16 protein-coding genes are annotated in these 19,453 nt (G+C 72.8%); 4 read left to right on the top strand and 12 right to left on the bottom strand.

Features of this window, described 5'->3' with window-relative positions; translation table 11 throughout:
• The first annotated feature begins 5 nt into the window (after window positions 1-5).
• Complete coding sequence (locus tag O7618_RS23110) at window positions 6-1,742, top strand: metallophosphoesterase (RefSeq protein ID WP_278108217.1); 1,737 nt, start codon at window positions 6-8, stop codon at window positions 1,740-1,742.
• An 88-nt stretch (window positions 1,743-1,830) separates the two neighbouring features.
• Here the strand turns inward: O7618_RS23110 and ricT are convergent, their stop codons facing one another.
• From ricT to tmk, 6 genes are all read right to left on the bottom strand, one after another.
• Window positions 1,831-2,673, bottom strand: a complete 843-nt coding sequence (ricT, locus tag O7618_RS23115) for a regulatory iron-sulfur-containing complex subunit RicT (RefSeq protein WP_278108218.1) — start codon at window positions 2,671-2,673, stop codon at window positions 1,831-1,833.
• Window positions 2,674-2,935: 262 nt separating this feature from the next.
• Window positions 2,936-3,604, bottom strand: coding sequence for a hypothetical protein (locus O7618_RS23120; RefSeq protein WP_278108219.1), 669 nt, complete (start codon window positions 3,602-3,604; stop codon window positions 2,936-2,938).
• Window positions 3,604-3,909 carry a hypothetical protein gene (locus O7618_RS23125; protein ID WP_278108220.1) on the bottom strand — a complete coding sequence of 102 codons (306 nt, stop codon included), beginning with the start codon at window positions 3,907-3,909 and terminating at the stop codon, window positions 3,604-3,606. Before O7618_RS23125 ends, O7618_RS23120 begins: the two co-directional genes overlap by 1 nt.
• A 1-nt stretch (window position 3,910) precedes the next feature.
• Window positions 3,911-4,240, bottom strand: a complete 330-nt coding sequence (locus O7618_RS23130) for a YbaB/EbfC family nucleoid-associated protein (RefSeq protein WP_278108221.1) — start codon at window positions 4,238-4,240, stop codon at window positions 3,911-3,913.
• Between the two features lie 152 nt (window positions 4,241-4,392).
• Window positions 4,393-5,709, bottom strand: a complete 1,317-nt coding sequence (locus tag O7618_RS23135) for a DNA polymerase III subunit delta' (protein ID WP_278108222.1) — start codon at window positions 5,707-5,709, stop codon at window positions 4,393-4,395.
• The gene (gene tmk, locus O7618_RS23140) at window positions 5,706-7,931 is read right to left on the bottom strand and encodes a dTMP kinase (RefSeq protein WP_278108223.1); all 2,226 of its coding nucleotides are present in this window, start codon (window positions 7,929-7,931) and stop codon (window positions 5,706-5,708) included. The genes O7618_RS23135 and tmk overlap by 4 nt, the downstream gene beginning before the upstream one ends.
• 148 nt (window positions 7,932-8,079) lie before the next feature.
• Here tmk and O7618_RS23145 point away from each other — a divergent pair, with 148 nt between their 5' ends.
• Entirely contained in the window at window positions 8,080-9,288 is a 1,209-nt protein-coding gene (locus tag O7618_RS23145) for an amino acid deaminase/aldolase (RefSeq protein ID WP_278108224.1), read from the top strand.
• A gap of 53 nt (window positions 9,289-9,341) precedes the next feature.
• On the opposite strand, the gene O7618_RS23150 is transcribed toward O7618_RS23145, so the two are convergent.
• Window positions 9,342-9,917: a TetR/AcrR family transcriptional regulator gene (locus tag O7618_RS23150; RefSeq protein WP_091062759.1), complete on the bottom strand. Its 576-nt coding sequence runs from the start codon at window positions 9,915-9,917 to the stop codon at window positions 9,342-9,344.
• A gap of 226 nt (window positions 9,918-10,143) precedes the next feature.
• On the opposite strand from O7618_RS23150, the gene O7618_RS23155 reads away from it, so the two are divergent.
• A complete protein-coding gene (locus O7618_RS23155) occupies window positions 10,144-11,451 on the top strand; it encodes a D-arabinono-1,4-lactone oxidase (RefSeq protein WP_278108225.1) in 1,308 nt (435 codons plus the stop codon).
• 45 nt (window positions 11,452-11,496) lie between these two features.
• Window positions 11,497-12,423: a hypothetical protein gene (locus O7618_RS23160; protein WP_278108226.1), complete on the top strand. Its 927-nt coding sequence runs from the start codon at window positions 11,497-11,499 to the stop codon at window positions 12,421-12,423.
• A gap of 41 nt (window positions 12,424-12,464) precedes the next feature.
• Here O7618_RS23160 and O7618_RS23165 read toward each other — a convergent pair whose 3' ends face one another.
• The 5 genes from O7618_RS23165 to O7618_RS23185 all read right to left on the bottom strand — a co-directional run bounded on the left by O7618_RS23165 (window position 12,465) and on the right by O7618_RS23185 (window position 19,445).
• Entirely contained in the window at window positions 12,465-13,499 is a 1,035-nt protein-coding gene (locus tag O7618_RS23165) for an NlpC/P60 family protein (protein ID WP_278108227.1), read from the bottom strand.
• Between the two features lie 45 nt (window positions 13,500-13,544).
• A complete protein-coding gene (locus O7618_RS23170) occupies window positions 13,545-13,979 on the bottom strand; it encodes a poly-gamma-glutamate biosynthesis protein PgsC/CapC (RefSeq protein ID WP_278108228.1) in 435 nt (144 codons plus the stop codon).
• A gap of 44 nt (window positions 13,980-14,023) precedes the next feature.
• A complete protein-coding gene (pgsB, locus tag O7618_RS23175) occupies window positions 14,024-15,817 on the bottom strand; it encodes a poly-gamma-glutamate synthase PgsB (RefSeq protein WP_278108229.1) in 1,794 nt (597 codons plus the stop codon).
• Entirely contained in the window at window positions 15,786-17,948 is a 2,163-nt protein-coding gene (locus O7618_RS23180; protein ID WP_278108230.1) for a hypothetical protein, read from the bottom strand. Before O7618_RS23180 ends, pgsB begins: the two co-directional genes overlap by 32 nt.
• Before the next feature lie 219 nt (window positions 17,949-18,167).
• The gene (locus O7618_RS23185; protein ID WP_278108231.1) at window positions 18,168-19,445 is read right to left on the bottom strand and encodes a CapA family protein; all 1,278 of its coding nucleotides are present in this window, start codon (window positions 19,443-19,445) and stop codon (window positions 18,168-18,170) included.
• Window positions 19,446-19,453: the final 8 nt, after the last annotated feature.

A 19,453-nucleotide genomic window follows, 5' to 3' on the forward strand; every position in this document is an offset into this window, starting at 1 on the left:
GGCGGGTGAGCGACGACCACGTACCGCCGCGACAGCCCGACCCCGAGACGCGCCCCGGCGAGCGGGCCACCCGCCGGCCGCACAGCCTGGACCCGCGGGAGCTGGGGTTCACCCCGCGCCGGCCGGTCCCCTGGCTCGCGCCGCTGCTGCTGATCAGCACCGGCCTGCGAACGCTGCTGGCCATGCTGTTCGGGGCGTACCTGGACAAGCGGGAACTCCAGAACGCGTTCGGCGACGACACGTTCCGGCAGGTGGGGCCGGACGGCGGGCTCTGGTTGGACTACGTGGCCGACCTGGGCGACGGCTTCGACGCCACCTACTCGATCGCCTACCTGCTCGCCCAGCCCGAGCTGACCGTGGACGGGCACCGGCTGCCCCGGGCGCAGACGCTGGTGATGGGCGGCGACCAGGTCTACCCGTCGGCCGGCTACGAGGCGTACGAGGACCGGTGCAAGGGCCCGTACCAGGCGGCGCTCCCGGTCGCCCCGCCGGAGCGCCCGACGCTCTTCGCGGTGCCTGGCAACCACGACTGGTACGACGGCCTGACCGCGTTCCTGCGCCTGTTCGTGCGCTCCCGGGACCGTCACTTCGCCGGCTGGGGCACCGGCCAGTCCCGCTCGTACTTCGCCATCGAGCTGCCGGCCGGCTGGTGGCTGCTCGGCCTCGACGACCAGTCCGGGTCGTACCTGGACGATCCGCAGCTCACCTACTTCGACGAGGTGGCCCGGAAGCTCACCCCGCGGTCCCGGGTGATCCTGGCGGTGCCGGCGCCGACGTGGGTCAAGGCCGCGGAACACCCCAACGCGTACGACTCGGTCGACTACTTCATCCGTACCCTCGTGGCGCCCACCGGGGCGCAGGTCCGGCTGCTGGTCTCCGGCGACCTCCACCACTACGCCCGGTACGCGGGCCCGGAGCGGCAGCTCATCACGTGCGGCGGCGGTGGCGCCTACCTGTATCCCACGCACCGGCTGCCGGAGAAGCTGGAGGTGCCGCCGCGGGACACGTTGACCCGGCGCGCCAGCCGCACCCGCGAGTACGACCTGACCGCCCGCTATCCGGAGAAGGCGCGTTCCCGTCGGTACGGCTGGGGCATCTTCGGCCGGCTGCCGTTCCGCAACCCGGGTTTCACCACGCTGCTGGGCACCCTGCACACCCTGCTCATGCTGGCCATGGCCGGGGTGGCGGCGCAGCGGGCCGACTCCACCGCGCAGCGGCTGTTCAGCGTCCCGCTGGTGGCGATGCTGGTGGTGACGCTGCTGGGCGCGGCGTTGTTCGCCAAGCCGCCGAGCGCGGGCGGGAAGCGGCACGCCCGGCACTGGATCCTCGGGGTGGCGCACGGGCTGGCCCACGTGGCGCTCGCCGCCGGCGGCACCTGGCTCTGGCTGCACCTGCCGTTCTACGAGTGGCCGTGGCCGTTGCCGGCGGTCGCCGCGGTGGTGCTCTACGGCCCGGTCAGCGGGCTGGTCGCCAGCCAGTTGGTGGCGCTCTATCTGCTGGTGGCGGGCGGGTTCGGGGTGAACCTGAACGAACTCTTCGCCGCCCAGGGCATCGAGGACTCGAAGGCGTTCCTCCGGTTCCGCTTCGACCCGGACGGCACCCTCACCATCTATCCGATCGCCCTGGACCGGGTCGCCCACGCCTGGCAGCTCAACCCGGACGACTCCCCCACCGCCTCCTGGCTGACCCCGAAGACCCCCCTGGCCCCCCGCCTGGCCGAACCCCCCGTCACCCTCCGCTGACCGCCCGCCCCTGGTTGACCAAGGAGTTTGTGTCACACGGGCGCGACCGGTGACACGAACTCCTTGATCACCACTGGAACGGGTGGGGTCAGGAGGGGTTGTAGTGCTGGTCGTGGGACTGGCGGGGGGCGCAGACGGAGGCACGGCTGCACTGGCAGCGGGAGCCGTCGGCGTCGAGACGGACCGTGACGGCGTCGCGCGGGACGCTGTGGCCGACCACCTTGCCCTCGCCCTGAGGCGTGTCGACACGGGTGCCGACCGCCGGGGCGGACTCCTGGAACCGCTGGTAGAGCGGGTGCTCGTATTTGAGGCAGCACATCAGGCGCCCGCACGCGCCGGAGATGCGCAGCGGATTGAGCGGCAGGTCCTGGTCCTTCGCCATCCGGATCGTCACCGGCTCGAAGTCGGTGAGGAACGTGGCGCAGCACAGGTCGCGCCCGCAGGAGCCGATGCCGCCCTGCACCCGCGCCGAGTCACGGGCGGAGAGCTGCCGCAGCTCGACCCGGCAGTGCAGGGTCGCGCCCAGGTCACGGACGAGGGATCGGAAGTCCACCCGGTGCGGCGCGGTGAAGTAGATCGTGGTGCGGTCGCTGCCGCTCTCCGGCGTGGCGAGGACGTGGTCGACGGCGACCACCTTCATCGGCAGGGCGTGCTCGCGGATCAGCCGCTTGGCGGCCACCTTGGCGTCGGCCTTGCGCCGGCGCAGCACCTCGTCGCGGCGCAGGTCCTCGTCGCCGGCCGGGCCGGCCAGCTTCGGGAAACCGTCGGTGTCCTCGCTGACCCACTGCGCGGCCCAGACGCACTCGGCCACCTCGGGGCCCTCGTCGGTGGGCACCAGCACCCGGTCGCCCACCTGCGGGCGCAACTCACCCGGGTCGAGGTAGTAGAGGCGCCCGTACCGGTTGAAACTGACCGCACAGAGCATGCCCATGCGTCCACCCTACGCGGACCCGCGCGGCCCGCACGGCGCACCGGTCGCCGTCCGGTCACCCCGCGCAGCGATCCATCCCGATCGAACCGACCGAAGCGACCCCCACGCCTCGCCCGGACGGTTGAAACCTGGGCCACCCCCGGGACAAACGCCGGCCGACCGCGTTGAGTGAAGGCATACCTGCGGGGGGTGCAGGGGAAGGCCACGGCGTCGCACGCCGGTGCCCGGCCACGGCCGGATCGACGTGCGACGTCGTGGACCGTCAGTAGCCGATCCGGGTGGTGCCGCCGTAGCGCGGCGCGGTGACGGCCCGCTCCCGCCAGGTCGTCTCCGCCAGGCTCGGCCCCCACTGGCGTAGCAGCGTCTCGGCGCCGTCGTAGGCCACCCCGAGCACACCAAGCACCCGCGTGGCGATCTCCGCCGCCGCCCCGGCACCGACCGGACCGGCCTCGGCCCCGGATCGGGCGGCGGCGTGCACGGTGACCGCCTCGGCCGAGCCGATCACCTCGGCGAGCGCCCGCGCGAGCGCGGCCCGGCTGCTCTCCACCCAACCGGCCAGCGCGTCCGCGTAGCCGGCGGACGACTCCAACCGGCCGACCAGGCTCTCCGGCCCCTCGTCGAGGTGCCGGAGCAGCGCGGCGCGCGCGTCGTCGTAGGCCGCCGCGGCCGGCCCGGACCAGGCCACCTGGTCGGCGAGGACGGCACAGGCGTCGTCGTATCCCCGGACGAGCCGACGCACGGCGTGGCCGGCGCCGGTCAGCGGCGCGGGGTGCAGCTCGAGAAACTCGCGCACGGCCGCGCCGGGGAGCACCTGCATCCGGCGCAGCAGCGGCCAGAGCCGGTGCCCCTCGGGCGCGCCCGCGGCAAGCAGCGTGTCGACCCGGGTGAGCAGGTCGAGGCCCGGCTCGGCGAGGCGGTCCAGCGCGTCCATCAGGCCTCCCGGGCCAGCCGGCGCGCCACCGCGTCGTCGGCCGCCGCGTAGCGCTCGGCGGCGCCGCGCAGCGCCGCCGCGGCGGCGGCCAGCCGGTTGGCGGCGGCCTGCGCCTCGCGCGCCCGGTCGGCGGTGGCGGCGGTCCACTGCCGGTGCAGGGCCCGCCCCACCTCGCCGGGGCGACCGGCGGCGTGGGCGCCGAACGCCGGATGCGGCGGATCGGTGGCGGTCACCGTGCGGGCCAGCGTGGCGAGCGTGGCGCCGGCGTCGTCGAGGCGGGCGGCCAGCGCGCGCAGCGATTCCATGTCAGGCTCCCGCCAGCGGCCGATAGGCCGCGAACGTCTCGTTGTGCAGCTTCTCCCGGGCCCACTGCGCCGCGTCGGCGGCGGCGGTCACCGCGGCCTGCACCGAGCCGGCCACGTCGCGCTGGTGGCGCTGGTGCAGCGGCCCGAGGAAGCGGACGTCGGTGATCCGCCCGCCGGCGGTGACCACCACCTCGACCAGGCCGTCGGGTGACCGGACGGTGACCTCCACGGTGGCGACCGCCTGGTCGAACTCGGCCTGTAGGGCTTCGATGCGGCGGTAGCGCCGCACCGCCTCCTCGATCCAGGCCTCGTCGATCTCCCCCCGCGCCATCGGCGCACTCCTCCCGGCCGGTCGGCGCCGCCGGCCCCACCCCGACGCCACCCTCACTGAGCGTGCCGTCTCGGTCACCACGGCATCACCGGACCGTACCGCACGTCAATCGCGCGTGTCGATGCCCTGTGGACAGCGTGCGGGCGGCCGGTTCAGCCCCGCCAGAGGGAGAGCATCATCGCCTCGACCGCGATCCGCGGCTTGACGTTCGCCTCGATCGCCGCCCGGCACTCCAGCACCGCCTCCAGGCGGCGCAGCGCGCCCTCGGCGTCCCACTTCTGCGCACCGGCCGCGGCCGTCGTCGCGGTGTCGGTGTGCACCGGGGCGACCGGCGCCCGCAGCGCCATGGTGAGCGCGTCCCGGTAGAAGCCGGCCAGGTCGACGAGCGCGCGGTCCAGGGCGTCCCGCTGCGCGCGGGTGGCCCGCGACTTCTGCCGCCGCTCCAGTTCCTTGAGCTGACCGGCGGCGCCCCGCATCGCCCCGGCCGCGCCTCGACCGGTGCCGCCCGCACCGAGCGCGGTCTGCAACGCCGCCCGCTCCGCCTCGTCGGCCTCGGCGACCGAGGCAGCGGCCTCCGCCTCGGCGGCCTCGATCAGCGCCGAGGCGGCGTCGAACGCCGCGCCCACGCCGGTGAGCCGGCGCGGCACGGCGAGCACGGCCTCCCGCCGCTGCCGGGCCTCCGGGTCGCGCGCCAGCCGCCGGGCCCGACCGACGTGCCCCTGCGCGGCCGCCGCGGCCCACTGCGCCACGTCCGGGGCGATGCCGTCCCGGCGGACCAGCACCTCGGCCACCGCGCCGGCCGGCGGCTGGCGCAGCGGCACGACCCGGCACCGCGACCGGATGGTCACCGAGATGTCGTCCGGGTGGGTGGACGGGGCGCAGAGCAGGAAGACGGTACGCGGGGGCGGCTCCTCGACCGCCTTGAGCAACGCGTTGCCGGCGGCCTCGGTGAGCCGGTCGGCATCCTCGATGATCACGACCTGCCAGCGGCCGCCGGAGGGTGTGCTCGCCGCGCGCAGCACCAGCGCGCGCATCTCGCCGACGGAGATGGAGAGGCCCTCGGGCACCACGAGCCGCACGTCGGCGTGGGTGCCGGCCAGCGTGGTGTGACAGCCGGGGCAGTGGCCGCAGCCGGTGCCGTGCACGCACTGCAGGGCGGCGGCGAACGCGCGGGCGGCCACCGAGCGGCCGGAGCCGGGCGGCCCCGTGAAGATCCACGCGTGCGTCATCCCGGCGCCCGGTTCGGCGGCGGCCGCCTCCCCCGGCCCACCGTCGGGCGCGCCCGCGCCGGGCTCGTCGAACTCCTCGGCGAGCGCGTCGAGGTCGTCGTACCCGTCGGGCTCCCCACCACCCACGCGGACCGCCACGGGCGCGCCGGCCCGCAGCAGCGCGGCGGCCGACGCGGCGGCCCGCCGCAGCGTCGCCACCGCCTCGTCCTGCCCGACCAGGTCGGCGAAGACGTCGGTCATCTTCGGCGTTGCTCCATCGTCACCAGCTCCGATTCGGATAACTCGGGCTGGACCGAGGTGTCCGGGCCCTGCGCCGGACGCGGGTGCACGATGCCGGCCGGGTCGACGAGGAACTCGTCCACCCGACGCGCCACCGCGTCGGCGATCTCCTCGACCGGGCGCGACGCGTCGAGGACCAGGTAGCGCTTCGGGTCGCCGGCCGCCAGGTCGAGGAACGCGTAGCGGACCCGCTCGTGGAACGCCACCGACTCGGCCTCCAGCCGGTCGGCGTCCGCGCTGCGGGCCGCCACCCGGCCCAGCCCGGTGTGCGGGTCGATGTCGAGCAGGACCACCAGGTCGGGCTTGAGCCCACCGGTGGCCCAGGAGGAGAGCCAGGAGACCTCGTCGACCGGAAGCGTCCGGCCGGCGCCCTGGTAGGCCAGGGACGAGTCGACGTAGCGGTCGCTGATCACCACGGCACCGCGGACCAGCGCCGGGCGGACCACGGTGGCCACGTGGTGGGCCCGGTCGGCGGCGTAGAGCAGCGCCTCGGCGCGCGGCGACGGCGCGTCGTCGTGGGCGGTGCCCAGCACCAGCGAGCGGATCCGCTCGCCGACCCCGGTGGCGCCCGGCTCGCGGGTGACCACGACCTCCCGGCCCCCGCCGCGCAGCCGCTCGGCGAGCGCGGCGAGCTGGGTGGACTTGCCGGCGCCCTCGCCGCCCTCGAAGACCACGAACAGGCCGGCCGAGACGAACGGCTCGGCCGGCATCAGCGGGCGGCCCCGGATCGAGCCCCAGAGGTCGGCGAGGACCGGTACGCCCTTCTTGTCGTCCATCTGGCCGAAAGCGCTGATTCCGGCGAAGATGCCGGCCGCGCCGGCGGCGAGCAGCAGCAGCCGGGTCGACGAGATGGAGATGCCCAGATCGGCGATGGTGAGCTGGCGGGAGCCGCCGACGCCGACCAGGAGGCTGCTCAGCGCGATGGCCAGGATCAGCACCAGCCGGGTGCCGATCTGCACCACCGCGAAGACCCGGCCGCGCACCTCGTCGGCGACCTCGCCGCCGAGCAGCGTGGTGCCGGCCAGGAACGCCATGCCGGCGCCGGCCCCGACCAGGATCGCGCCGACGATGGCCATGGACAGGTGGATGGCGAACGCCAGCACCAGCACGGAGGCGCTGGCCAGCACGATGCTCATGCCGAACCAGCGGCGGCGGGACATGTCCCGCACGATCATCGGGCCGAGCCCGATGCCGAGCGCCAGGCCGACGAAGATCGCGCCGAAGAGCAGCGAGAAGGCGGCGTCGCCGGCACCGAGCGAGTTGGCGAAGAACTTGCCCGTGCCGACCACGATGCCGCCGCCGGCGAACGCGCCGAAGATGCCCAGCACCAGACCACGGACCAGCGGCGTCTGGCCGATGAATTTCCAGCCGTCGGCGAACTGGCGGAACATGCTCTGCTCGGCGCGCTCCGCCTCGCCGCGCTGGGCCTCGCTGATCTCCTTGATCCCGAAGGCCACCACGAGCGCGGTGGCGAGCCGGGAGAAGGCGTTGAACCAGAGCGCGAGCTGGGCCGGCTCGGCCCAGTTGGGCAGGCCGCCGCCGACCACGGCGGGCAGGCCCCGGGTCAGCACGGCCAGCGCGACGGCGGCGGCCACCGGGGTCAGGCCGTACGTGGTGATCAGCGTGAGCTGGTTGGCCGCCTCCAGCCGGGTGCGCGGGACCAGGTTGGGAACCGCGGCCTCCTTGGCCGGGATCCACAACAACGTGATCGACTCGATCAGGAAGGTGGCGATCAGCGCCCAGCCGACCACCAGGCCGCCGGCGGCGCCAGTCAGCGCGTAGAGCGGGATCGAGGCGAAGAGCACGAAGCGCAGCAGGTCGCAGATGACCATGGTCCACCGGCGGTCGAACCGGTCGGCGAAGACGCCCGCGATCGGGCCGAGCACCAGCGCCGGCAGCAGCCGGATCGCGGTCACGCCGCCGAAGGCCGCGCCCTGGGCGGTGCTGCCGGACACCTGGGAGGCGGCGAAGAGCGCGGTGGCGAGCAGGCCGAGCCAGTCGCCGAAGGAGGCCGCGCTGAGCACGATCCACAGCCGGCGGAACGGCCGGATGCGCAGCACCGCGCGGATCGCGGCGAAGCCGGACCGGTCCGCCTGTGTGCCGGGCGACGACACGCCGGACGACTCGCCGTTCTTCTGGCTTTCGATGGCCGTACCTCCACGTGCCGGCCCAGGTCTGGGCATCCCCGGTGGAACACTCTAGCCGCGCGGAGGGTACGCCCTCCCGCGACATTCGCCTGCTCGCCGAGCCTAGGCCGCCGGGGCCACCGCCCGCAGCCCGGACAGACGCGAGGGTATTTCGCATTGCCGTCCCGACAGTTAGCGTGCAGACGTGGCCATCGACCGTGCCGAACTTCGCGATCGTCTCGACCGGGCGACCGCCCACCTCGACCCGCCGTACGCGGTGGTCGACCTCTCCGCGTTCGACGCCAACGCCGAGGCGCTGGCCGCCCGGGCCGGCGGCAAGCCGCTGCGGGTGGCGAGCAAGTCCGTCCGGGTCCGCGAGCTGCTCACCCGGGCGCTCAGGCGGCCCGGCTGGCACGGCGTGATGGCCTTCACCCTGCCCGAGGCGCTCTGGCTGGCCCGCGGCGGCGTCGCCGACGACGTGCTGGTCGCCTACCCGACCGCCCACCGGGGGGCGCTCGCCGAGCTGGCCGCCGACCCGGCCGCCGCCGAGGCGGTCACCCTGATGGTCGACGACGTCGACCAGCTCGACCTGACCGACCGGGTCTGCCCGCCCGGCAGCCGGCCCGCGCTGCGCGTCTGCCTCGACCTGGACGCCTCCTGGCGACCGCTGCGGGGCCGGGTGCACGTCGGGGTGCGCCGCTCGCCGGTGCACAGCGCCCGGGCGGCCGGCGCGCTCGCCGCCGCCGTCGCCGGCCGGCCGGGCTTCCGGCTGGTCGGCCTGATGTCGTACGAGGCGCAGATCGCCGGTCTCGGCGACGCCCCGCCCGGGCAGGCGCTCGTCGGCTCCGCGATCCGGGTCGCCCAGCGCGGGTCGTACCGGGAACTGCTGGCCCGCCGCTCGGCCGCGGTCGCCGCCGTCCGCGAACACGCCGACCTGGAGTTCGTCAACGGTGGCGGCACCGGCAGCGTGGCCGCCACCAGCGCCGACCCGGCGGTCACCGAGGTCACCGCCGGGTCCGGGCTCTACGGGCCGACGCTCTTCGACGCGTACCGTGCCTGGCGGCCGACCCCGGCGGCGTTCTTCGCCTGCGCGGTGGTCCGCCGGCCGGCGCCCGGGCTGGCCACCGTGCTCGGCGGCGGCTGGATCGCCTCCGGGCCGGCGGCGGAGAGCCGGCTGCCCCGGCCGTGGCTGCCGGACGGGCTGAAGCTGCTCGGCCCGGAGGGTGCCGGCGAGGTGCAGACCCCGCTCACCGGCGACGCGGCCGACGCGCTGCGGGTCGGCGACCGGGTGTGGTTCCGCCACGCCAAGGCGGGCGAGGTGTGCGAGCACGTCAACGAGGTGCACCTGGTCGAGGGCGACGCGGTGGTCGCGACCGCGCCCACCTACCGGGGCGAGGGCCACGCGTTCCTCTGACGTGACGACGGCGGGCCCCGGCGCACTTCGGGAACCCGCCGCTCGCGTGCCGCTCAGCCCTGGTGCGCGGCCTCCACCGGGGCGTTCACCTGCCGGTGCAGGTATTCCCGGATCAGCGCCTTCGCCTCGACCAGCACCCGCTCGTCGCCGTCGGCGCGGCGGCGGAAGGCCAGCTTGATCAGGGCGTCCGCGGCCTCGACCGCGACCTCCAGGTGGAACCGCAGGTCGGGCACCCCGGCCAGGCCGAACCGCTCGGTCAGCACGCGGGCGAGCTGCTCGGCTATCACGCCGTTGTTGTCCCGCTGGTCGTCCAGCAGGTGCAGGTCGACCACGTCGCCGAAGTGCAGGGTACGGAAACCGGGGACCGTGCGGTGCATCGAGATGTACTCGTCGATCGCCGCGTCGACCCCGTCCCACCAGTGGGTCAGGTCGTCCGAGGCGAAACGCTCGTCGAGCCGCTGGAGGTAGGACTCCATCGTGCGCAGGGTCAACGCCTGCACGATCGCCCGCTTGTCCGGAAAGAACTGGTAGACCGACCCGATCGCCACCTCGGCACGCTCGGCGAGCAGGGTCGTGGTCAAGCCCTCGTACCCCACCTCGTCGACGAGCTCGGCGCAGGCGTCCAGCATCCGCTGGACACGCGCGACACTTCGACCCTGCACCGGTACCCGACGCAGCGGCCCGGTCGTGGCGGCTGGTGTGGACACTCGGCGCCACCCCCCTTCGACGGATGAACATATCTGCACGTCACGAGTCCGTGACTACCGGTACAACGAGCCGGGCTCGATTGCGGTATTTACCAGGCACAACGTTCCTGATATGAATTCAGTTCATATTCATGTCGAGGAGTTCGCCATGGCCGGTCCCCCCGCCGCCTGGTCCAACTGGGCCGGCAACCAACACAGCACGGCGCTGGTCACCGAGCGCCCCCGCACCGTCGCCGAGGTGGCCGAGGCGGTCCGTCGGGCGAACGCGGCCGGCCGGACCGTCCGCGCCGTCGGCAGCGGCCACTCCTTCACCGCCGTCGCCGTCACCGACGGCCACCGGCTCGACCTCGCCGACCTGGCGACCGACGTCACCGTCGACGTGGCGCGCCGCCTGGTCACCGTACCGGCCGGGATGACCCTGCACATGCTCAACGACCTGCTTGCCGGGCACGGGCTGGCGGTGCCCAACCTCGGCGACATCGACGCGCAGACCATCGCCGGCGCGCTCTCCACCGGCACCCACGGCACCGGCGCGAAGCTCGGCTGCCTCTCCACGTTCGTGGCCGGGCTGACCCTGGTCACCGGCACCGGTGAGGTGCTGCGCTGCTCCGCCGACGAGAACCGCGACGTCTTCGACGCGGCGCGGGTCGGCCTCGGCGCGGTCGGCGTCCTCGTCGAGGTCACCCTGAGCTGCGTGGACGCGTTCGTGCTGCGCGCACACGAGCGGCCGGCCGCGCTCGCCGAGGTGCTCGACGACCTGCCCGGCCTCTACGAGCCGCACGACCACGCCGAGTTCTACTGGTTCCCCTACACCAACCGGGTGCAGGTCAAGACCAACGACCGGGTGACCGTCGACGACCGGCCGCTGCCCCGCTGGCGCGGCTGGCTCGACGACGAGTTCCTCGCCAACACCGTCTTCGCCGGGGCCTGCCGGCTCGGCCGCGCCGTGCCCGGCCTCGCCCCCCGGATCAGCGCCGTCTCCGCCCGCGCGCTCACCGAACGCACCTACACCGGCCGCTCCGACCGGGTCTTCTGCACCCCGCGCCGGGTCCGCTTCGTGGAGATGGAGTACGGGCTGCCGCGCGACGCGCTGCCCACCGCGCTCACCGAACTGCGCCGGATCGTGGACCGGCTGCCGTTCAAGGTGCTGTTCCCGGTCGAGGTGCGGTTCACCGCCGCCGACGACATCTGGCTCTCCCACTCCTACGGGCGCGACTCCGCCTACATCGCGGTCCACCAGTACGTGGGCATGCCCTACGAGCCATACTTCCGCGCGTTCGAGCAGGTGGCGACCGAGCTGGGCGGCCGGCCGCACTGGGGCAAGCTGCACTGGCGCGACGCGGAGTCCCTCGCCACCGCGTATCCGAAGTTCGCCGCCTTCCTTGCGGTCCGCGACCGCCTCGACCCCGGCCGGATTTTCACCAACGCCTATCTCGATCAGGTTCTCGCGGACTGACTCCGACTCCCCGGCCGCCGGCACCGCCCGGTACCCTCCGGAGCAATGTCTGGCAACCGTCTGCCCCGTGGCCGAAGGGTCGTCGCCCACCTGTTGTCCACCATCCTCGCCGTCCTGCTGGCGGGCTGCGACGTCGCGAACCCGCCGGGCGCGCAGCCCTCCCCCACTCCGGTCGACCCGGCCCGCGTCGTCGAGGACTTCGTGCGGCAACTGGAGCCGACCGCGCCCTACCGTGACCCCACGGCGGCGGAGCGCCAGCACACCGCGGAGGCGGTGCGCCTGCTGATCGACGGGGACGATCTCACCCGGGCCACCGCCCTGCTCGGCGACGTCGGTTACGCCGGCCGCGTGCACGTCGACCCGGGAACCGGCCGGACCTACGCGATGTTCACCACCGAGGCCGGCGGTGACCGGCCCTGGGGGATCCTGCTGGTGGACCTGTCCCGCACACCGGAACTGGCGATCGAGGTGCCGCACCCCAACTCCGACCTGCTCACCGAGGACGTGGGCCTACGCCTGTTCCGGGCGGTGCCCGGATCGGTGTTGGTGGTCGCCGGGGCGCATCGCCGGGCCGGTCACGACCAGGCGGACGCCGCACACAACGCCGACGGCCTCTTCCAGGTCGTCGCCAACCGGTTCGCCGCCCACGGCCTCAACCAGATCCAGCTGCACGGCTTCGCCGAGGCGAGCCTGCCCCGGGAGGAGGTGGTGATCTCCAACGGCCAGCGCCGCTCCAGCGCCCCGCTGCGTCGGGCGGCGAACGCGCTCCAGGACGCCAACTTTGTCACCTGCCGGGCCTGGTCGGCCGACTGCGGTCAGTTAGAGGGCACCACCAACACGCAGGCGGATGATGCCCGCCGGCAGGGCTCGGTCTTCATCCACCTCGAGATCACCTGGGCGGTCCGCCGCGACGCCGACCGCCGGGAAGATCTGGTGCAGGCGCTCGCCGCGGTCGGCCTGTCGCGCCGCTGAGCGGCGCCGTCACCGGAGGCACGACGACCCGCCCGCCCGGGTCAGATCCGGCGCGCGGTGAGGAATCGGCCCGACCAGTAGCCGGGTCCGTCCAGAAGCGACTCACCACCGAGGTCGCCGAACGTCGGGCCGTCCGCCTTCACCCGGCTGGACATGAAGCGGTGGTGGCCCGAGTCGTCGACGCCGACGTAGATGGCGGAGTGCTGGATGGTCGGCCCGGCCTCCTCGCCGTGACTGAAAAAGATCAGATCGCCCTCCTGGAGCAGGCCGTAGTCGCGGGCCGGCCGACCCGTGTTGGGGATGAGCAGCTTGCCGGGACCGAGTGCGGCCATCGCGTACGCGCGCCGTGGCAGACCGCTGCCCTTGGTGTTCTTGCCGAGTAGGGGATACTTCATCCGGTAGCCGTAGACCATACGGATGAAGCCGGAGCAGTCGAGGCTCCGGTAATGGGCCTTGTCCGGGCGTTCGTGCTTGCCGTCGGGGGAATCCCAAGCAACGCCCATGTAGTCGTAGAAGTCTGAGTTCTCCGCGCGACCGTCCGGATCGTTGGCCGACAGCGGCCCGAACGAGGCGTCACCGCTGTAGACCACACCCTTCGCGTCCTTACGGACCGGAGCGCCGTCCGCGTATTCCATGGCGAGGGCCAAGGCGTCGGGGGTACGGTCCCGCAGTTCCTCGCTCAACCACGGTCGGAACCAGGGCTGCCGCTCGGCACCCGCCGCCCACGGCTTCGGGGCGAGCCGGATCCACCCGTCGGTGGTGACCGTCGCCGAGGTGAACCGCTCTTCTTTGAAGACCCGCTCGGGACCGGAGATCCGCACCGTACGAGCACCGTCGGTGAGCACCGCCAGCAACCGGCCGGCGCTGTCCCGCACCTGGGTCCGGGCCGGCCGGGTCAGCCGGCGGTAGGTCAACTCACCGGCGGCGTCGGCCGACCCGGGTGCGGGGTTCGCCTCCGCCGGGGCCGGAACCCGGACCGACGCTTCGTGGCGGAGCGTCACCACACCCATCACCGCCGCCAGCGCCAGCACGGCGACGACGGTCGCCCAGATCCACTTGCTGCTCTGCGACCCCATCAACGGTCCCTGCCTTCCTCTGGCCGGCTGCACGTGAACGGACTGTCAACTGACCGGCACCAGACCGGCAAGCACACCACTGACGATGATCAGGTATGAGCCGACGGAGACGGCCCCGGTGGCGAGCATCGTCGCCACCGGGGGTTGCCGCACCAACTGGTAGGCGATCAGGCCCGGCGCGACGAAGCCGAGGGTCTGGTGCGAGAAGAGCAGCGGGAAATCCTGCTGGATGACGAGGAACAGCGTCGTCTGCAACAGCACGCTCAGCAGCACGATGGCGGCGAAGAGGCGCTTGCCGTAGAGGATGACAACTCGCTGCATCGCCCTGGTCAGGGCCCAGGTCAACCCGGTCATCACCAGGATCACCAACGCCTGCCGGTACTCCTCCACCAACGTCAACGCCAACCAGCCGGGTGTGATCATGCCGCCCGGCGACAGGTTGGTGGTCAGATAGCAGGCCAGGGCGAGCACAAGCCCCACGCCCAAACAGAGCGTCGAGAGCTCGGGCGTCAGTTCTCCACTCATCACGAGGAGCTCCAGTAGCCGGACGGCCGCTGCGGCGGCTGTTCATCAGGATCGGGCGGGTCGGGCCGGCGGGCCGGCGGACGGGGTTGTCCGGGCGGGCGGCGGACGGCCGGCTGCGCCGGCACCGTCTGGTCGGGGTCGTGTCGAGCCTGCGGGGCGGCGGGTGTCCGGCCGGGCCCGTGCGGAGTGACCGGGAATGCCGCCGACGGAGCCGGCCGCTGGAACCTGGGCGGTCCGTCATGCCGGCCGTCCGAACGGCCGTCGTACGGCATCGGCGCGGCGGCTTCCGGCCGGTGCGCGGGTCGCTGCTGCGGGCGCGGTCCGGGGCCGTACGGACGGCGCGTGTCGTGGGACGCCGCGACGTGCGGTCCGCGGGCGCCGTAGGGCTCGGCCGCGGGTGGCCGGCCGTACTGCTGCGGCTCGCGGGCGGCACGGGCCGCCGGTGACGGGTGGTTTCCCGTGCGCGCCGGCGGGACATCGTGCGCCCGCGGGCGGGGCAGCGACGCGCCCGGGGACCTCGGCGCGCCGTACGGCGTCGGGCCGGGGGTGGCGGGCAGGGCGGGCGGCGCCGCCCGGTCCTGCGGTCCCGGCCGCGTGAGCCCGGCGAGCTGGGCCAGCAGGACCTCACCCTGGCCGTGGATGTTGCCGATCGCCAGCACCGAGGCGAACTGGTCGATTCCGTCGAGCACACCGTCGAGCAGCTCCCGCGCGCCGCGCTTGCCGCCCAGGTCGACGACCCGGTCCTGCCACCTGTCGTCGATCTTCAGGCGGGCGCTACGGGTCGGCTCACCAATCAAAATAATCTTGTCGGGACCGATCCGGGAGATCAAGCCACCCATCTGGCCGTTGCGCTCCACCCGGTCCGGCCGGCAGTTGATCAGGACGTGCAGCGGACGAGGTATCGAGTTCTGGTCGGCCAACTGCTGAATGTTCATGAAGGTCGACTCGGGGTCGTTCGCCGCGAAGATGTTCGCGAAGCGTAGCGACTTGGACCCGGCGCGGTACTCCTCCACGCTGAGCACGCCCGGGTCCGGCGGCGCGGTCCACATGCCGGCAAGCGCGGCTCGGCGGGGCACCCCTAGCAGCTCAGCCACCTTGAGGGCGATGGCCACGTTCTCCTTGAACGTGGTCCAGGTGAAACCCTTCATCTCGTCGTCCGTGACCGAACCCGGATCGACGGAGATCAGCTTGCAGCCGCGCTTGTCCGCCTCCTTCTCGAGGATGTGCAGCCGATCCTGCTCGGCGGTGACACAGATTCCGCCCACCGGCATGGATCGGCTCAGCGAGCGAGCCACGTCGTCGAGCGTGGGGCCCATCTCGGCGAGGTGGTCCTCCCGCACGTTGCACAGGATGCCGATGGTGGACTGGATCAGCTTGGCCTGGTTCAGCTCCTGTAACGGCGGCATGACCGCCATGCACTCGATGACCAGCACGTCCGGATAGTACGAGGCGGCCCGGCGCACGATGCCGATCTGCTCCACCACGTTCGCGATGCCGAACTTGCGATAGACCGGCTCCTCGCTGGCGTCGGGAAAGATGAACCGCGCGGCTGTGCCCGTCGTCTTCGCGACCACCACCAGCTTGCCGCCGCGCAGCGCGCCGGCGGTCAGCCGGGTGATGGAACTCTTACCGCGGATGCCATTGACCAGCACCCGGTGCGGGATGCCGTGCAGACCGCGCTGATGGTTGCGCTGCTCGATGATGCCGGCGACCAGCAACCCCAGGCAGGCCAGGAGGAACACCAGATAGAGGAAGAGCATCTCAGTCACCCCGCCGGCGGGTCTGGCCACCATGGCGCCGTTCCGGCACCTTGTTCATGATCGTCGTCGGGATGCCCTCCGTGCCGCGGAGCCGGGCCGCCCCGCCCAGCCGCTGCTCGCCGTGAAGCGCCGCCTGCCGACACACCTCCAGGCAGACCGCCACCGCGCCCACCTCGTCGTGCCAGCGCGGTGAGACCACCCGGGAGGTGTCGCCACCCATCAGCACGGTCGCCTCCCGCGCCAGATTCCGCAGCGGGCGGAGTTGGAAGAAGTAGAGCCAGCCGAACAGCAGCAGCCCCACACCCACCGCTACGACCGCGACCAGCAGGGCGCCATGGTGCATCTGGTTGCCGGGCAGCGCGAAGCCGGTCACCGGCCGCTCGGCGACCACTGTCCACTCCAACTGCGCGGCCGAGCCGTCGAGGGCGACCGGCGCGGCGAGGAGCAGGCTGCGCGCACCGTCGACATCGGTCACCTCCGCGTACGCCCGGCCGGTGAGCGCCTGGGCGTGAGCGGTCTCCACCACCGGCGTGGTGATCTGGTCGAAGGCCAGATAACCACCGGTGTCCAGAATGTCCCTGCGGTCCACGTCGAGCACCCGCAACCGCCCGTTCATCCGCTCCAGCAGCCGGGACAGGTAGCGCACATCGAACTCCGCGACCAGGGAGCGGCCGTCAGAGAGCGGATGGTACGCGTAGACGATCGGAATGCGCCCCTGCACATCGTGCAGCACCACGCCGCCCTCACCCGGCGCCGCGATCTCCGGCCGCAGCGGCTTCCGGCCGGCCCTGGTGACCACACTGCCGTTCGCGGAGAGCACATAGGCACTGCGGAACCGGTTGTTCTCGTCGAGCAGGCGAGCCAGCGCCCCGCGCATCTGGTCGGTGTCGGCGCGGCCGTTCTCCCCACCCAGCAGGACGAGCTTCCGGTAGCCACCGTCGAGCGTGTCGCCGACGGCGTCGGCCACCGCGCCCACCTGGTTCTCGCTGTCCCGGATCACCTGGCTGGGTAGGTCCCGCTCAGCCGGGATCAGAGTGGCCATGACGCCACCCGCCGCTCCGAGCACCGCGACCACAGCGAGCACGACGGCTCCTCCCGCGGGAACGCCGCCGGACGAGCGGTCACGGACCGCCGCCCGCGGGCGCTGCCCGGAGGCCAGCGCGCTGAGCGCTTCGACGATTCGGTTGACCTGCGCGTTCGGGGTGCGCGGTGGAGTGCCCGGTGAGTTGCCTGAGGCCACCGCCTTGGCGTACGCCAACAGCCGTCGGACCGGTCGGGACAGGCCGTGGTGGAGGATCAGCAGCACCGCGACGGCCGCCACCAGCAGAGCCAGCGCAGCGATCATGGGTTCCCAGGTCACTGCGGAGTCGACGACATCGGTGTAGACCAGGGAGACGATCGCGAACCCGAGCTTGCCGACGGCATCGGCGGTGATCAGTGGCGCCACCGCAGTGTTCGAGCTCCTGTCGGCCGGGGGTGCCGCCGGGCCGACCCGGCTCGCCGTCGCCTGGCGGGCCGTCCCGTCGACCGCCTGCCTGATCAACGCGTCCAGTTCCGGCTGATCCTGGACCGGCGCGCCCTGGGCCAGCGCCCTGCCACCGTCAGGAACCACGATCAGGATCGCCTGCTTGGCGCGCGGTTCCAGCCGCAGGGACCGCACGTTGAGGTCCAACTCCGCGATCAGCAACTTGCCGTCGGCGAGTGGCTCGACGAGCAGCAGGCGGGGGGCGTTTCCGTCGACCAGCGGCAGCGCGGCGCGAGTGGGAAGGGTACCGGGTGGCAGGGGGACCGGCTGACCGACGGCCGCTGACGCGGTCTGCCCGCCGGGGGCGAAGATGGCCGCGCTCCGCCACTTCGGCTGGTCCTGGGTCAGGGCGGCGAGCTGCGCGGCGGCGTGGTCCGGCCGCTTGTCGTACGCCTCGACCGTCCGGGACAGCTCGTCACGGCTGCGGGCCACCGAGTTGTTCAGACCACGAGAGATCTCGTGAACGAACTCCCGCTGGGAGTCCACCACCGCCTTCGGCACGCCGTTGGCGTCACCTTGGCTCAGGTACGCGAACGCGAAGACGGCCAGCAGCACGAGCAGCACCGAAACCACCAGAGCCGGAGTGCCGATGCCGGTCAGCATGCGGGGCCGTGGGAGCTGCTTCTCCAGGCTGATCATACGCCAGAGGGCGAGCTGGTTCCGATCGTTTCCCGGATGCCGGTTATCCGGGCGTTGCGAGATCGACGCGAGGTTCATTCCCGTACCCCGGTCAGGCCGGTGTCACGCAAGCCAGTTCCTCCCCGTTTTAGCCAGCAGGCGAGGCTAGCAAGCCCGACCCACGCCGCCTAGGCGGATCGGCCATTCGACGCACAGTATTAGCCGAGCCGCCACTCGTGCTCATCCGTCCACAGAGTCCACACTCTTCGACTCGGGCACAATCGCGACGTTGTCGTTTGCCGGCGCGGGCCCGAGCACCTTGAGGCCGGCCTCCGCCCCGCCCCCGGCGAGCAGGTGACCGCGGATCCTATCCAGCGCCGCCCGATAGATGATCTTTCGGCCCTTGGCGGTGGCGGGTTCGGCCAACGCGACCGGCAGGTCGACCAGCCGAGCGTCCGGGTTGAGGTCCATCCAGATGGGAATGGCCTGTGCCAGGGTGACTCGCCACCTGCCGGGCGCGACCTCGGTGAAGGTGAAGCGGGTCAGCACTCCCTCCCGGTTGGCGAAGATCGGTTCGGCGTGCCGGGCCACCTGGTTGCCGTGGCCGAACGCCACCCAGTCGCCACCGAACCTCCGAACCGGCTGCACCACGTGTGCGTGGTGGCCCAGGATCAGGTCGATGTTCGGCGAAGAGATCAGTGGCTTGACCCACTTCTCCTGACCGGCGTCCGGTTGGTTCATGTACTCGGTGCCCCAGTGCAGGCTCAGCACCACGATCTCGGCACCCGCCGTCCGGAGCCGCTTGGCCGCCGCCAGGATCTCCCTCGGTTCGATCAGGTTCGCCACCCAGTCCCTGCCCGCCGGCCGCTTCAAGCCGTTGAAGTGCAGGGCGTACGCGAGATGGCCGACCTTGACCCCGTTCTTGACGTAGATCGACGGGGTGAGCGCCTCACGCGCGGTCCGGGCACTGCCGGTGTGCCGGATCTTCGCGGCGTCGAGCGCGTCCAAGGTGCGCTTGATCCCCCGCTCACCCTGGTCCAGCGTGTGATTCGAAGCGGTGGAACAGGCGTCGAAGCCGGTTTCCCGGATGGCGTCCACGATCTGCGGCGGGACACTGAACCTCGGAAAGCCGACAAACGGTCCGTTCGCCGGCGCCACCGGCGTCTCCAGGTGACAGATGGCCAGGTCGGCCGCGGAGACGGTCGCCCGCACCTGGTCGAAGAGCGGATTGAAATCCAGTTCGCCCGGGTGGCCAGCGCGCTCGGCATCCCGGCGGGCCTGTGAGGTGAGTTCGGGGTGGATCAGGATGTCGCCCGCACCGAGCACGGTGAAGAGCCGACGTCCGGAGGCGTCCCGGCGGATCGCCGGCTCGGGTGGCGTGGGCGCCACCCCGGCCGGCGACGACACCCGTGCCTGCGCCGGGCCGCCACCGGGCTGGCCCTCGTCACGGTGCCGCAGCACCAGTGCAATACTGCCCACCAGCACCACCAACACCACCAGTAGGCCGGCAACAATCATCCTGCCGC

The organism is Micromonospora sp. WMMD980 (assembly GCF_029626035.1).
Taxonomy (GTDB): Bacteria; Actinomycetota; Actinomycetes; order Mycobacteriales; family Micromonosporaceae; genus Micromonospora.